12 protein-coding genes and 3 tRNA genes are annotated in these 14,656 nt (G+C 34.6%); 12 read left to right on the forward strand and 3 right to left on the reverse strand.

Translation table 11 applies throughout. From position 1 onward, the window contains the following. The first annotated feature begins 2 nt into the window (after window positions 1-2). Window positions 3-803, forward strand: a complete 801-nt coding sequence (locus MY04_RS16205; RefSeq protein ID WP_158297738.1) for a hypothetical protein — start codon at window positions 3-5, stop codon at window positions 801-803. 69 nt (window positions 804-872) lie between these two features. On the opposite strand, the gene era is transcribed toward MY04_RS16205, so the two are convergent. Then, window positions 873-1,766 (reverse strand): GTPase Era, encoded by an 894-nt coding sequence (gene era, locus MY04_RS16210; protein ID WP_066211309.1) that lies wholly within the window; start codon window positions 1,764-1,766, stop codon window positions 873-875. Between the two features lie 110 nt (window positions 1,767-1,876). Then, window positions 1,877-4,024, reverse strand: a complete 2,148-nt coding sequence (recQ, locus tag MY04_RS16215; RefSeq protein ID WP_066211311.1) for a DNA helicase RecQ — start codon at window positions 4,022-4,024, stop codon at window positions 1,877-1,879. Between the two features lie 674 nt (window positions 4,025-4,698). Between recQ and MY04_RS16220 the strand changes: the two genes are divergently transcribed. Beyond that, window positions 4,699-5,061, forward strand: a complete 363-nt coding sequence (locus tag MY04_RS16220) for a response regulator (protein ID WP_066211313.1) — start codon at window positions 4,699-4,701, stop codon at window positions 5,059-5,061. A gap of 152 nt (window positions 5,062-5,213) precedes the next feature. Then, window positions 5,214-6,992: a tetratricopeptide repeat protein gene (locus MY04_RS16225; RefSeq protein ID WP_205960479.1), complete on the forward strand. Its 1,779-nt coding sequence runs from the start codon at window positions 5,214-5,216 to the stop codon at window positions 6,990-6,992. 14 nt (window positions 6,993-7,006) lie between these two features. Here MY04_RS16225 and MY04_RS16230 read toward each other — a convergent pair whose 3' ends face one another. Beyond that, window positions 7,007-7,372: a hypothetical protein gene (locus tag MY04_RS16230; protein WP_066211316.1), complete on the reverse strand. Its 366-nt coding sequence runs from the start codon at window positions 7,370-7,372 to the stop codon at window positions 7,007-7,009. Window positions 7,373-8,241: 869 nt separating this feature from the next. On the opposite strand from MY04_RS16230, the gene MY04_RS16235 reads away from it, so the two are divergent. The 9 genes from MY04_RS16235 (at window position 8,242) to MY04_RS16275 (ending at window position 14,650) form a co-directional block, all read left to right on the forward strand. Next, window positions 8,242-8,314 (forward strand) — tRNA-Gly (locus tag MY04_RS16235). Window positions 8,315-8,354: 40 nt separating this feature from the next. Next, window positions 8,355-8,438: transfer RNA gene (locus tag MY04_RS16240), tRNA-Leu, on the forward strand. Window positions 8,439-8,446: 8 nt separating this feature from the next. Then, window positions 8,447-8,519, forward strand: a tRNA-Gly gene (locus MY04_RS16245). Between the two features lie 262 nt (window positions 8,520-8,781). Next, window positions 8,782-10,878 (forward strand): peptidylprolyl isomerase, encoded by a 2,097-nt coding sequence (locus tag MY04_RS16250; protein WP_066211318.1) that lies wholly within the window; start codon window positions 8,782-8,784, stop codon window positions 10,876-10,878. Between the two features lie 118 nt (window positions 10,879-10,996). Beyond that, a complete protein-coding gene (locus tag MY04_RS16255) occupies window positions 10,997-11,491 on the forward strand; it encodes a hypothetical protein (protein WP_066211320.1) in 495 nt (164 codons plus the stop codon). A gap of 122 nt (window positions 11,492-11,613) precedes the next feature. Then, on the forward strand, window positions 11,614-12,285 hold the full coding sequence (gene mnmD, locus MY04_RS16260) for a tRNA (5-methylaminomethyl-2-thiouridine)(34)-methyltransferase MnmD (protein ID WP_066213385.1): 672 nt from the start codon (window positions 11,614-11,616) through the stop codon (window positions 12,283-12,285). Window positions 12,286-12,290: 5 nt separating this feature from the next. Next, window positions 12,291-12,869, forward strand: coding sequence for a nicotinate (nicotinamide) nucleotide adenylyltransferase (nadD, locus tag MY04_RS16265; RefSeq protein WP_066211322.1), 579 nt, complete (start codon window positions 12,291-12,293; stop codon window positions 12,867-12,869). A 180-nt stretch (window positions 12,870-13,049) separates the two neighbouring features. Next, window positions 13,050-13,598, forward strand: coding sequence for an RNA polymerase sigma factor (locus MY04_RS16270; RefSeq protein WP_066211324.1), 549 nt, complete (start codon window positions 13,050-13,052; stop codon window positions 13,596-13,598). Window positions 13,599-13,705: 107 nt separating this feature from the next. After that, window positions 13,706-14,650, forward strand: a complete 945-nt coding sequence (locus MY04_RS16275) for a FecR family protein (protein WP_066211326.1) — start codon at window positions 13,706-13,708, stop codon at window positions 14,648-14,650. Window positions 14,651-14,656: the final 6 nt, after the last annotated feature.

Here is a 14,656-nt window from a genome sequence, read left to right on the forward strand (position 1 = left end):
TTATGAAAGTAACCCTTAAATATAGTTTCAGTTTACTGTTTTCGATCTTGCTCTTTTCGTGTGAGAAGTTTATAGATACTGAACCACCTATGATCCGATCGTTTACCGTAAACGGGGATGAAGCAGGTGATACTCCTGTTGTAGATACATTATCTACAGATCTGACAATTATTGCCTATATGACAGATAATGAGGGATTGTTCTCTTATAAACTTGGATTTGATTATGTAGGACCTGATAATTCGCCAGGTTTAAGATTTCCTCCTTATTTAGTAAGAGAGGATACCTTCCCTATTGCAGGAGCACAAACAGAGATTACTAAGAACTTTAGAGTTGCATCTGCACAAACTACCACATCTTTATATGCAGGTACTGGTGAATATGAAATCTATATGTCAGCGAAGGATCGTTCATTTAACGAAAGTCCTTTGACTCGTTTTGCCATTGATTTTAAAAATTTCGCTCCTTATTTTAAATTTCCTGAATATGAAAAGGATTCATTGGAGGTGAAAATAACCGAGACACTTACTGTAAATGCCTATATGGATGATTTAGATGATAACATGAACAACTGTTTGATGTTGATGTATCTAAAAATTCCTACAGATACAACAACCTCTGGTTTTTATGATTCATTGGTCAATGATTTTATGCTTATTCCTCCTGTTCCAGGAACTGGTCAATTTGATATATCAGAAATGTATGTTTTCCCAGACACAGGACAGTATGAGTTACGATTTAATGGATCAGATCAAAGGAGAAATAATACTTTAGCGAGTATTTATTATCATGTTAATCCGTAAAAAGAGATAGATATAAAAAATCCCTTACTAATTAAATGGTAAGGGATTTTTCGTTTTATATCAATTTGCTTAGTCATTTTTATAACCAAACATCTTTAAACTTTTATCGTTCTTTCTCCAGTCAGCATCCACTTTCACATGAGTTTCCAAGAATACTTTCTTTTGGATGAATTTCTCTAATTCTTTTCTAGAATCAGCACCCACATGTTTCAGTTTGATACCACCTTTACCGATGATAATACCTTTCTGACTATCTCTCTCCACCATAATCGTCGCTCTGATTTTCACTAAATCAGGTGTTTCTTTATAGCTGTCGACCATTACTTCACAAGAGTATGGAACCTCATCTTTATAGTGTAAGAAGATCTTTTCTCTAATAATCTCAGAAACGAAGAAACGCATTGGCTTATCAGTCAATTCCTCTTTATCATAGAAAGCAGCGTGTTCTGGAAGCAAGTCTAATATCTCGTCTAATATCGCCTGAACATTAAATCCGTGAAGTGCCGAAACTGGCATAATTACTTTTGGATTTAATTTTTCTTTCCAATATTCCACCTTTTTCAATACTTCATCCTGCTTGGCCATATCAATCTTATTAATAATAACAATGATAGGTGCCTTTGCTTTCTCAAGTTTGATGAGTGCATCCTTTTCCTTAAACTGCTCGAAGATATCCGTCACAAAAAGAATCACATCTGAATCAGAAAGAGAGTTGTCTACAAAATCCATCATAGACTCGTGTAATTCGTATTTTGGAGTAATAATACCGGGAGTATCAGAATAAACAATCTGATAATCTTCCGTACTCATGATCCCCATAATACGATGTCTCGTTGTCTGTGCTTTTGATGTAATAATTGAAAGCCTCTCCCCTACAAGCTGATTCATAAGCGTAGATTTACCAACGTTGGGTTTACCTACGATACTTACAAAACCGGCTTTATGTGTTTTCTCTTCGCTCATTTTTAAAGAAATGTACTAATATATAAAAGGTCAAATAAGATATATGTAAAGACAAATATCTGTAAAATATGATCAAAATGTACTGAAAATGAAGATAAAATAACAAAGGTTTACCTAACTACCGTTTCTAATCGGTTCTGATGGGCAATTCCAAAATAGATACTTGTGTAAGGAATTTCACCATTGAAATAATCAAAAATTGCTTTTACACCTTTGTTGCTTCCCATTTTTCGAATACAATCATCAATAGCATCCAATTCTTCTTCAGAGGTAAATTGATAAATATCGATGTTGTAACCCATTTCATAAAGGTTAGCAAGATGACTTACTATACTTTGATCTTGAAGCTGTCTTTGTTGGGCGATTTCATGAACACTCAAACCTTGTTGATACAATTCATACGTCAATAAAGAAGTGCTTCCGGTAATCTTAAATCCTTCCTTCGATTTTTTGATAATGAATCGAACAATCAAGCCGATAAATTCATTGCCATACTTTTTCAGCTTCAATTCACCTACACCAGAAATAGACATCATCTGATGGACAGAAATAGGTTTCTTATCTGACATGTCTTTTAGCGTAGCATCATTAAATACTACATATGGAGGTATATTTTCCTTATCCGCAATGGTTTTACGCAATACTCTAAGTTCCTCAAATAACTCTCTACCCAATTGCTCTTTAGCAGAGACTTTCTTCGTAGGTACTTTAGAAGAAGGAGTACTTTTAAACTGAGATAATTTAGCAAAGTTCACAGGAAATTTCCCTAACAATACTTGGTTTCCAGTTTCAGTGACACGGAAAGTATTGTGATTGTCGTAAGCAATTTCAATTAATCCTAAGTTCAACATTTGTTGTAAGAACAATTGCCAATGATCGTAACTGATATCGTGACCAGCACCATATGTTCTGATAGTGTGGAAATTCTGATTGATCAAGTCAATACGTCTCGATCCTCTAAGAATATCGATCAACATACCTGTCGATAAGTTCTTATTCATTTCCCTTTGTACCCGAACAATAGCTGACATCGCTTTTTGGGCAATCACAGTTCCATCAAAAAGTTCAGGAGGATTACGACAAACATCACAGTTTCCGCAATCTTTTTCCAAAGTTTCTCCAAAATAACTTAGTAAAATACGTCTTCTACACGTTCTCGTCTCTGCATATTGCTGCATTCTTTCCAATTTGGAAAGCTGAAGCTGATGTTGTCCTGCATCACTGACCATGTCACGTAGTTGCATTACATCTGCAAAGGTGTAGAAAAGCATGGTATCTGATGGAAGACCATCTCGGCCTGCACGACCAATTTCCTGATAATACCCTTCCATATTTTTCGGAAGGTTATAATGTACCACCCATCTTACGTTGGGCTTATCGATGCCCATACCAAATGCAATAGTAGCACAGATAATCGGTATATCGTCTTTAATAAAAGATTCTTGAACCCTGGAACGCTCATCGGCACTCATGCCTGCATGGTAATACATGGCATTGTACCCCGCGTTTCTAAGTTTAGTGGCAATAGATTCGGTACTTTTTCTAGACAAGCAATACACAATTCCCGATTGATTGGGTCTTGCTTCTAAAAACTTAATGATTTTCTCAATACGTTTTTGTCCCGCTTCTACTCTTAGGCTTAGATTAGGTCGATCAAATGAATCCAAAAATATTTGTGGATTATTCATCCCTAATTGATTAGCAATATCATTTCTAGTCACCTTATCTGCTGTTGCAGTTAAAGCGATAAAAGAAATATGTGGTAAACGTTGTCTTAAAGCAGCCAACTGAGTGTATTCCGGTCTAAAATCATGACCCCATTGAGAAATACAGTGGGCTTCATCAATAGCAATAAAACTAATATTGAGATTGCATAGATAATCTAAAAAGTTACCCGTAAGTAATTTTTCTGGTGAGATATATAACAATTTAAGACGTTGATATCTCAAGTCTTCCTCAATTTCTCTTTGTTCTGTATAAGATTGTGTACTGTTTAGAAAAGCAGCAGATACACCATTGGCTTTTAAACTTTCAACCTGATCCTTCATGAGAGCAATCAAAGGTGAAATAACAATAGCTGTACCTTGAGAAATAATAGCAGGAATTTGGTAACAGATAGACTTACCACCTCCAGTAGGCATAAGTACTACTGCATCTTGTTTGGAGAGCACGCAATTGATAACGTCCTCTTGCATTGGTCTGAATCGATCATACCCGAAGTAATGCTTCAGGGCTTGTTGAGCAGTGGAAATATTCATCAATTTAATTTAAACAGAGAATGAGTCGATTTCATTAAAGAAATTCTTTTAAAATGAAGCACATAACTGATGGAATAACTAAAAATGAAGTTCGTCTATCCATTTTTGTGCATAAACTACAAGTTAGTATAATTCTAACTGAATTGAAAAGATGTTTGTAAGCATTGGGCAAAGACCTTTAAAAATTACAATACTCTACTAATTCTATGGTTTAATTATTTTTAATTTATAGTCATTTGATTATAAATAAGATACATTTAGCCCCTTTTTAATGAGAATTATCGAATTTTTTTGTGTAATACTTGCGAAAAAGGTAATATTAATATATGTTTACAATCAAGAAATCAAACAAAAGGCATTTTCATTATGAAAAATGCAATTAGTGTGACCAAAAGAAATTAAAAGATGCATTGCATCATTTATGAAAGATTTCGATGGAAGTTTAAATAATTGAATTGGTTAGGAAAGAGGTGAGTTTTGCTCACCTTTTTTTATTTTAAAACTTTTTACATTTTTTTCCTTGAATTCTAGATCATTTAAATAATCCAAATTTGCCGTAAACCGTAAAGAATTGTTTATTTTTGCATAGCGATTAAATAAATATTGAGTCTTTTATATGACTCCATTGTAAAGTGTATCAACACTTTCATTTTTTTTAGCATAGAAATAAGAGAATGAGCAGTTATAAAAATGTATTTGTTGTAGACGATGATCCTACGAATAATATGATCTGTCGTAAAATGATTGAAAAAACAAATTTTGGTGAAAAAGTCTACACATTTACTGAAGCCAGTGATGCAGTACAGTCTTGGGATGAAGTAAATCCTGAACTTGTATTTTTAGATATTAATATGCCACCAAGCACAGGTTGGGATTTTTTAGATCAATTGTCTGAAAAAGGAACGAAAGCACCAAAAGTGTATATGCTTTCTGCAGAGGTGACAGTAGATGACAGAAAAAGAGCGGAACAATATAATGAGGTAGAAGGGATTATTATTAAACCTTTGACTCCAGCAAAACTCAGTGAGTTAAAATAACATCTGATATATATTATCAATCTATTTATGTTAGGTACTTCCTCAAAAAAGAAGATTATATTTTTGTGAGTAAAGTACATCAAACGGTAAAATAGTCGCTCTATTTGAAGTTTTTTGAATAAATACCACAAGAATAATTTATTACCATCAATTTGAGTAAGTACTTGGGAAGGTCACATTTATATAAACGTATATGTGAGGGGATTGGAATGTTGATATTAATAGTACTTCCCCACTATAATTTCGCACAGAATGTCGAGCAAGATTCCTTGTCAATAGAACAAGACGAAATCTCTGAGATTCAGTACGAGCTAGATTCTTTATTATCTTTTAATTACCATATCGAAGCCCAGCACTTATCTGATAGTATAATCGTATTAGCAAAAGAGAAATACCTGAATACAGATGAGCGTATTATTTTACTGCATAAGAAAATAGCAGAAAAATTTGCCGATAAAGGATATTCCAATATTGCATCTCAATATTTACAAAAAGGCTTAGCCTTACTTAGGGCTCAACCCAATCCTAATTATGGGTTTATTGGAGATATGTATATGTATTTAGCACATATCTTCAGACATCACCAACTTTCTACCATAGCCATTAATTACTACGAACAAGCTGCAGAAGCTTACGAAGAGGCAGAAGGCATGAATCATTTTTATAATCTGATCAATGCCTACATGACTTTAGGTAATTATAATTTTGAAATCCAAAATTTTGGAACATCCACAAGTTATTATACCAAAGCATCTGATATCATTGCGGAAATGGATACAGAATATCGAGAAGATATGTTTGTTATCCTAAATCGAATAGCTACAGCACATACCGCTACGGGTTCTTATCGTTTAGCTTTAAATAATCTTGATCGCTCTAAAACCATTGCCAAGAAAATATTTGGTAAAAATGCCTTAGAACTTCAAAGAGTAAATGAGCAAATCGCCAATGTCTATTTTAAGAAGGCAGATTATGATTCGGCCAACATCTATGCCTTAGAGTCTCTTGATATTTTATTCAGTAATGTAGGTACTAAAGATCAGCGTCAGTCGTATATGCGACAAAATTCTGATGTATTCTTTAATAAGAGAAGGTACAATTATGCACATACATGGTATAAAAAGCTTTTTGACGATCTACTTCTGACCAATAAAGAATTAAATGATGTAAATGATATCATTTCCTGGTATACTCGAATAGGAGAGAAATTCGAAAGAATGTCTCAAGACAGTATTGCTTATGTGATGTATGAAGAATGTTTAGAGGTCAATCAAAAATCGTTTGGGGAGGAGAATTTAAAAGCTGCTCAGTTAATGCATAAAATCTCTAGAGTCTTGGCTAAGATGAATGAGTTTGATAAAGCAGAGGACTTCACCAATAAAGCTTACGATATGGAATGGGATATGGGTTCTTCTAAAGACAGTGCTCAGATTGTTATTCAGCAAATTGATTTGGCAGGGTTGCTATTACAGAAAGGAGATACTTTACAATCTATTCAATTATATCATAGAGTGCTTGATTCTGAAAAAGAATCAGAAAGTCGATGGAAAGCAATGGCCTATAATAACCTGTCGATGATTCATTATGCACATCATCAATACGATTCATCTTTTCATTATGCCTCTCAATTATTAGAGTACTATAATACAAATTATGGTAGAGACTACGTAAAAACGCTAGGCTGCTATTTGCTGTTGGGAAACATAGTTTATGGTATGGGTAAAGAAAAGCAAGCAGTCGAAGGCTATTATAGTAAACCGATTCGCTTGGCTCCTAATTTGTTTTTAAAGAAGAATGAGGTGGCTTTACATGCCAATATCAATCTTTCTAAGTATTATTTACAAGAAAATAAAGAAGACCTGTCTCGCCGCTATGATAGTCAAGCACGGGAGATACAGGTCTATATATCTTCTGGGAATCAATTCCCATAAAAGGTTAGTCGAGACTAACTGTTTTTAATTTCTGTCAATTTAAGGTTTAATGTATCTAAGATACTCTTTAAATGACGCTCTAATTCAGCCCAAGCCATTACTGGATCTACTGAGTTTACATCCTCTTTGTAATTTGCTCCAACATCTGCCATAAATCTTTCTAATGTATCTAAGTTAAATGTATGAAGTCTTGTGCTAAACTTATGTTTAACGGCACTGAATAGATCAGAATCTTTATCTTCCAAAGCTAGTTTTAGTTTAGGAAAATCAGTTTCGAATTCATCTATAGAAATGCTTAGGAAGTCGATATAACCTTCTTTATCTCCCTCAAAAAGTGTATCTGTGAAACTAAAATCCATAGGATAAGTTGATATTGCCATGATTATTATTCCTTTAAAAGTAATGAAATCTTTCTATATATCAGTAAAATCGTGTCTTATTGTCTTATAAAAAAACAGGATATGTAAAAAGAACCCTTAATTCGATACGCAAAGATAGACTACTTTAAATCTGTAATTGTGAATAGATCCTTAATAATAGTAAATCAATAACGATCATTAAAACTTGTATTAAATTTTAATGGTAAGTCACTCCTTTTAACTGATAGTTTTTAGATTATAAAAATTGTTTCAAACGTTGTTATAAGCTTTTGCTCATCATATTTCTTAGAAAATTAAAGCGGACAATTGATATATGGTCTCAAAATTTGCATGAAAATATTTAAAATTGGTTTTATCAATCGTATTTTATTAGATCTAAAATTAAAAAAAACAGAAGTTCTTTTTGATGATTGAAGTCTATGATTGAAAAATTTGAAGAAAATTACCCCTGATTCTTTCCTCTAAACTCAATTTTTTTAATCTCAAAAACCTAAAACAAGAATTATTACTTCTCATTTTTCCAGATTTATTGATGTTTGACACTTAGAAAAATCAAAAAAGGAGAAATTTTGTTTGATTTAAAATGCAAACAAATGTAAAAACAGAGGTTGAATCGTAAATAAAATGAAATAAAGAAGAAGACTACCTTCAAAACTGTGGGAGTTTTGAGACCTCCGATTTCAACGAAAAACACCGATTTTAAAACCCACCAAAAAAACTTCAAAAAAAGTTTGTAAAAATTGACCTTGATAATCAGATAGTTTACATTCGTTTATTACATTTTTCAAAAAAACTTTTGGAAATAAAAAAAGTCGCCTTACCTTTGCATCGCTTTCAACGGAAAGACACACAGATGAAAAGGACATCAAGCGAAAATAGCTCAGCTGGTAGAGCGCAACCTTGCCAAGGTTGAGGTCGCGGGTTCGAACCCCGTTTTTCGCTCAAAAATGAAATCCTTTCATCTCCAATCAGAGATGGTTGGGCCGGGATGGCGGAACTGGTAGACGCGCAAGACTTAAAATCTTGTGAGGGCAACCTCGTGTGGGTTCGATCCCCACTCCTGGTACTAAATCAGCGAAAATAGCTCAGCTGGTAGAGCGCAACCTTGCCAAGGTTGAGGTCGCGGGTTCGAACCCCGTTTTTCGCTCTTGGTTAGTACCAAGAATTAAACCTAACAGATATTTTTCTGTTAGGTTTTTTTTTATGCTAAATTTTTGGTGTTATCTGTACATTTTTTTGTATTTAATTGTGTTGCTACCCAATATCTTGTTACATTTGCATGTTTTTAATTTTACTTGGAAAGATTCCCTGTAAAGTTTTTTGAGTGGTGGTTTTTCAATCTGAATGGGAAGAAAAAACATCCATGGATATACCAAAAGGATTCATATATAAAGCATTTATAATTAATCATGGCAATCATTACGAGTATAAGGGAGAGATCTGGCGTAGCAATTGGTGTAATTGCAGTCGGTCTTATTCTATTTATGGTAGGAGGTGACCTGCTGTCACCAAACTCTACATTATTGGGAAATAACAAGCAAGTTGTAGGGCAAATTAGTGGGGATGATATTGAATTGAGAGAATTCTCTACAATCGTTGAAAATATTAAAGCGAATTATCCAACTCCTCCAAACGAACAACAAATGCAAGGTGTTCGTCAAGCAGCATGGAATGAAATGATCTACCGTATCGCATACCAACGTCAAATGGACGAACTAGGTATTACAGTTACGGATGAAGAAATGACTGATATTATCTCAGGAAACAACATCGACCCTCAATTTGGACGTTACTTCGTAGACTCAACTGGTCAAGTAAGCAAAGAGCGTATCAACGAGTACTTAAGCATGTTGAAAACTCAAGGAGCTAATTCACAGCAATACCAACAACAAGTGGCAATGGAGCAACAGTTGAAGACTTCAAGAGGTCGTGTAAAATTCGAAAACTTGATTTCTAGAACAACTTATGCTTCTAACTTAGAAGGTAAGAAAGAATATGAGAAGCAAAACGACAAAGTTGAAATTGCTTACTTAAACGTTCCTTTCTATGCTGTAGCAGATTCTTTAGTGGATGTTTCTGAGTCTGATATCAAATCTTACTACAACAACAATCAACACGAATTTGAGCGTAAAGCGAACAGAGGTATTGAGTTTGTTTCTTTCCAAGTTCAACCATCTGATGCTGACAAAGAAGTATTGGAAGGCGAAATGAAAGACTTACAACGTTCTTTCGCGAAAACAACAAACGATACTGCATTTGTTGATTCTCACTCAGAAGGTGCTACTAACTTGATGACAGTGAACATGACAGGTGTTCCTACTTACATGATCAACGAAGATATGGCTGTAGATCATGTATACGGTCCTTACTTCGCTGCTGGTGCTTACAGAATCTACAAAGTAACTGGTACTTCAGAAGATTCAATCTACTCTGCTCGTGCATCTCATATCTTATTCAAAAACGATAAAGACGATGCTGCTGCTAAGAAAGAAGCTTTAGCTACTTTAAGAAAGATCCAAAACGGTGAAAACTTCGAAGAGCTTGCTAAGAAAGTAGGTGATGCTGCGCCAACAACTAAAGCAAATGGTGGTGATTTGAACTGGTTTGCTAAAGGTAGAATGGTAAAAGAATTCGATCAAGCAGTATTTGGTGCTAGAAGAACTGGTTTGGTAAACAAATTAGTGAAAACTCAATTCGGTTACCATATCATCAAAGTAACAGAGACAAAAACTAAGAAAATGTACGATTTAGCGATCGTGGAGAAAAAATTAACTCCTTCAGACGCTACAATCAACGCAGCATACAGAAAAGCTTCTGTATTCGCTTCATCAGTTAAATCTGGTAGAGCAGCATTCGAAGCAAAAGCTGATGAAGAAAAATTATTCGTAGAGCAAGCTTTAAACATTGCTCCTGAAGCGACATACATCAACAGCTTAAGAGGTAACTCAGTAAGACAAGTGGTACGTTGGGCTTACACTGAGGCAGGTATCGATGAGGTTTCTGAAGTATTTGACTTAGACGACAGATTCGTAGTTGCTACTTTAATGTCTTCTCGTGAAGAAGGTGTAGCTGATTTTGCTGAAGTGAAAAACGAAGCGAAAGTTCAAGCAACTAAAGCGAAGAAAGCTGAATTCATCGTGAACAAGTTAAACAGCTTAAAAGGCGACTTAACTGACATGGCGAAAGCTTATGGTAATGGTGCGAAAACAGATATCGTAAACGAATTATCGTTCAGCGATATTTCTATCCAAGGTATCGGTATTGCTCCTAAGACAATTGGTACTGCATTTGGTTTGAAAGAAGGTGCTACTTCTGCTCCTATCGTTGATGAGAACAGTGTAGTTATCGTTAAAGTAAGAAAAGCAGACAAAGCATTAGAGTCAGCGGATTACACTATCTACCAACGTCAGGTTGAAAACCAAGCGTCTAGATACGCATTCCAAAATGTATTGAATGCGGTAACTGAGCTTTCAGACGTAACAGACGAGCGTTATAAATTCTTCTAAACGAAGAACTTAATAATATATTGAGAAAAGTCACTTTAGGGTTTATTCCTTGAAGTGACTTTTTTTAATATCTTCATATCAATAAACATCAATTTTTTCATCTTACTAAAGCCAAACAATGAAAACTTACCTCTATTTAGGACTTCTGTCACTTCTAACTTTTTCGTGTAATTCAAACGAAAAAAACTACACGATCGATCAAGAACCAAATGCACAATTTAGATTTTATGAGTTAACCACATCAGAAAATGAGGTCGACACTCATACGCTAACGAATTGGTCTTTTTATCCTGACCAAACATGTGTTGAGAACAGACATATTGTGGTAGGTAATGAAGATATCAATTACTATCATAAAGTAAATTCGATGAGAGGTGCTTATGTACAAGAAGGTGATGAGTATATTATCACATTGGATAAAATGGTGTATAATCATCAATTAGGTTGTGGAGATGAAAATGATTCAGTAGCTGTATTTAATACTAATGAGACCTACACAATTAATTTCACTGAGCTTCTAGAAGAATCGGATGCTTATCAACCTCACTTCACCAACCCCGGAATGATCACAAGTTTAGTGAAATGCGGAAGTGCAGCAATAAAAGAACAGTAAAAGGATAAAATCACTTGATATATCATTTGATTGTCTTTTAAAACAAAGGCTTTTAACTATGGTTAGAGAAATAACATGGTTAAAAGCCTTTTCTTTATTTTATGAGTGTGTATTTTTGCAGTATGGGTAACATCAAAATAATAGAAACAGGAGACGGATCGAGCTCTTTATACAATGAGGCCTTAAATGAGACCTATCATTCCTCTCACGGTGCTTTAACAGAATCGAGGTATGTATTTATCAAATCGGGATTCGAAGCCGTTATGGAAGGGAAAACAGAGGTGAATATTCTCGAAGTGGGTATGGGAACAGGTTTGAACGCTATCTTGATGGTAGAGCAAGCATTGAAATACCCAGAAGTAAAGATCAATTATGTTACCCTAGAGCCCTTTCCTTTATCAGAGGAGCTAATTGATGGACTGAACTATAATCAACTATTAGATGAGCATTTGACGCCTTATTTTAAGGCTTTACATCAAGCAGCTTGGGATGAAGTGGTAGAAATCCTGCCTAACTTCAAACTTCACAAACAAAAAACAACTTTAGAGCACTTCACTCCGACCTTATCATTTGATGTGATCTTCTTTGATGCCTTTGCACCGAACAAGCAACCGGAAGTATGGATTGTGGTTAACTTAAAGAAAACTTTTGAGTTGACGGCCTCAAACGGTTTATTTGTGACTTATTGTGCAAAAGGTCAATTGAGAAGAGACTTGGTCAGCGTAGGCTACGAAGTAGAACGCTACCCAGGCCCTCCTGGTAAAAGAGAAATGTTGAGAGGTTGGAAAAAATAAGATAAATGAGAAAGACAGGTTTATTTTTCGGATCATTTAATCCTATACATATTGGGCATTTAATTCTAGCAAATGCCATGGTTCAAAGTGGAGAAGTAGATGAAGTTTGGTTTGTTGTTTCTCCTCACAATCCTTTTAAAAAGAAAAGTACCCTACTCCACGAGTTCGATCGTTTGGATATGGTACAAGCGGCCATAGATAAGAACTACAACTTTAAAGCAACGGATATTGAGTTTAGAATGCCTAAACCGAGTTATACTGTGGATACTTTGGTCTATCTTTCAGAGAAACACCCTCAACACGATTTTAAAGTTATCGTCGGAGAAGATAATCTAGCGGGTTTTAGAAAGTGGAAAAATCACCATATCATTTTGGAAGATTACGGCCTATTAGTCTACCCTCGTCCTCACGCTAAGCCTTCGGATCTAAAGGAGCATGAAAATGTAAAATTGATTGAGGCACCTATGGTTGATATTTCTGCGACCTACATCAGAAAGTCGATACAGGCAAAGAAAGATATTCGTTATATGGTTCCTGATGGGGTGAGAGAGCTGATTGAGAGTAAAGGATTTTATAAAGGATAATCCATCCATCAAAAAATAAATTGAAGTACATGGCGATAAATTAGTATGGCCATGTACTTTTTTTTATGTTCTAATTTGCCTGTCAATTAACATTGAAGAAAATACTTAATAGAATGTTCATCGGTTAGAATAGAAAGAAGAATTTAGGATGCTTTTATTTGTGGCATAAACTACAAAACCATGAAAGACCTAAATCTTTTTCAAGGAATAAATAAAGGAAACTATACTTCATTCGACCAACTGTTTAAACTTCATTTCGAACCTCTTTGTAAATATGCCTATGGAATTTATGCTGATAGGGATATGGTGCAAGAAGTTGTGGTGGACGTTTTTACGAATATCTGGGAGAAACGAGGTAATCTAACAATTCCTGACCATCCAAAAGCCTATTTATATCAATCAGTTAGAAATAACATCATCAGAAAGAAGGGTGAACAGCAGCAGTTTAATGAAGAACTGTCGGATGTTTTTATCTCAACTGATTTTACCATTCAAGAACAAATGGTATTTGATGAAATGGAGCATCAATTTAAATCGGAACTGCATCAGTTACCGACTAGAACCAAGGAAGTTTTTCTTTTAAAAAGAGAGGAGGAGATGTCATATAAAGAAATTGCGCAGTTGATGAACATTTCTGTAAGTGCAGTTGAAAAACACATGATCAATGCCTTGAAACATTTTAGAACAAAACTTCAAATTCAGGGAAGAAAGTCTAAAATCAATGATTAAAGCTATTCAGTAACTATTTCCAGTTCATTTATAATTCATCATTTGTTCATTTAAAAAAAGTGAGGTAGCGATTCAGTTTTGACTCTTAGTAGTGAAAGCAAAAACAGATGAACAAAAATATAGATCAGATATTAGTTAAGGCACTGGAGAAAGAGTTAAGTGCAGAAGAGAAAATCATTTTTGATGAATGGATGAAAGATGAGAAAAACCAACAAGAGTTTCTTTTATTAAAGAAGCAATGGGAAAAACCTTCTTCTATTCCTTCTTTTTCTGTGGATGAGGGATTGCAATTACTTCATCAAAAAGTAGAAGTACCGACAAAAACTAAAACTAGATCTTTATATAATTTCTGGAAACTTTCAGTAACAGCAATGTTATTGATTATTCCTTTCTCTTCTTATCTGTTTTCTCAGAAAGATGTGCAAGAGATTATCAATACGACCAATAGTAATATGATCGTGACTTTGGAAGATGGTACAAACGTACATCTCTATCCAAAAGCATCACTTACTTATGAGTCGCCGCTGTCGGATCAAAACAAAAGGTCAGTTCAATTAATAGGAAGTGCCTTTTTTAAAGTGAAATCTGATGCAGATTACCCCTTTTATGTTTATTCAAATCAGTTAGAAACAAAAGTGACAGGAACTACTTTTGAAGTCATTGAAGATGAAGCAGTATCAAAAGTAAGTTTGATAGAAGGGAAAGTGAAGGTGAAGAAAAAATCAGATGATAACTATATCAATATCCAACCAAATGAGTCCTTTGTGATGCAAGGGACCAACACACAAATAATGAGATTCTCCTCAGAGCAATTACTTTTTGAGAAGGATCACAACAGCCTTTGGTTCCAGGAAGCGAGTATAGACGAAGTGGCCAAACGACTCTACGAAGCTTACAGGATTAAACTAGTATATGAACATTCGTTAAACGAGGTAAAATTAAACGCGAAAATCAAGAATGCTTCTCTACTGAAAGTGATGAGAATAATTGAATTCTCATTGGATGTATCTGTGAGGCAGGATGGAAACTTGTATTATCTCAAAGAAAACTAATTAAAA

The organism is Flammeovirga sp. MY04 (genome assembly GCF_001682195.2).
GTDB classification, from domain to species: domain Bacteria; phylum Bacteroidota; class Bacteroidia; order Cytophagales; family Flammeovirgaceae; genus Flammeovirga; species Flammeovirga yaeyamensis.

Bases quoted from the DNA above. Each gene is read 5' to 3' on its own strand.
- MY04_RS16205 (WP_158297738.1), top strand. From the start codon at position 3: ATGAAAGTAACCCTTAAATATAGTTTCAGTTTACTGTTTTCGATCTTG.
- era (WP_066211309.1), bottom strand. From the start codon at position 1,766: ATGAGCGAAGAGAAAACACATAAAGCCGGTTTTGTAAGTATCGTAGGT.
- recQ (WP_066211311.1), bottom strand. From the start codon at position 4,024: ATGAATATTTCCACTGCTCAACAAGCCCTGAAGCATTACTTCGGGTAT.
- MY04_RS16220 (WP_066211313.1), top strand. From the start codon at position 4,699: ATGAGCAGTTATAAAAATGTATTTGTTGTAGACGATGATCCTACGAAT.
- MY04_RS16230 (WP_066211316.1), bottom strand. From the start codon at position 7,372: ATGGCAATATCAACTTATCCTATGGATTTTAGTTTCACAGATACACTT.
- MY04_RS16250 (WP_066211318.1), top strand. From the start codon at position 8,782: ATGGCAATCATTACGAGTATAAGGGAGAGATCTGGCGTAGCAATTGGT.
- MY04_RS16255 (WP_066211320.1), top strand. From the start codon at position 10,997: ATGAAAACTTACCTCTATTTAGGACTTCTGTCACTTCTAACTTTTTCG.
- mnmD (WP_066213385.1), top strand. From the start codon at position 11,614: ATGGGTAACATCAAAATAATAGAAACAGGAGACGGATCGAGCTCTTTA.
- nadD (WP_066211322.1), top strand. From the start codon at position 12,291: ATGAGAAAGACAGGTTTATTTTTCGGATCATTTAATCCTATACATATT.
- MY04_RS16270 (WP_066211324.1), top strand. From the start codon at position 13,050: ATGAAAGACCTAAATCTTTTTCAAGGAATAAATAAAGGAAACTATACT.
- MY04_RS16275 (WP_066211326.1), top strand. From the start codon at position 13,706: ATGAACAAAAATATAGATCAGATATTAGTTAAGGCACTGGAGAAAGAG.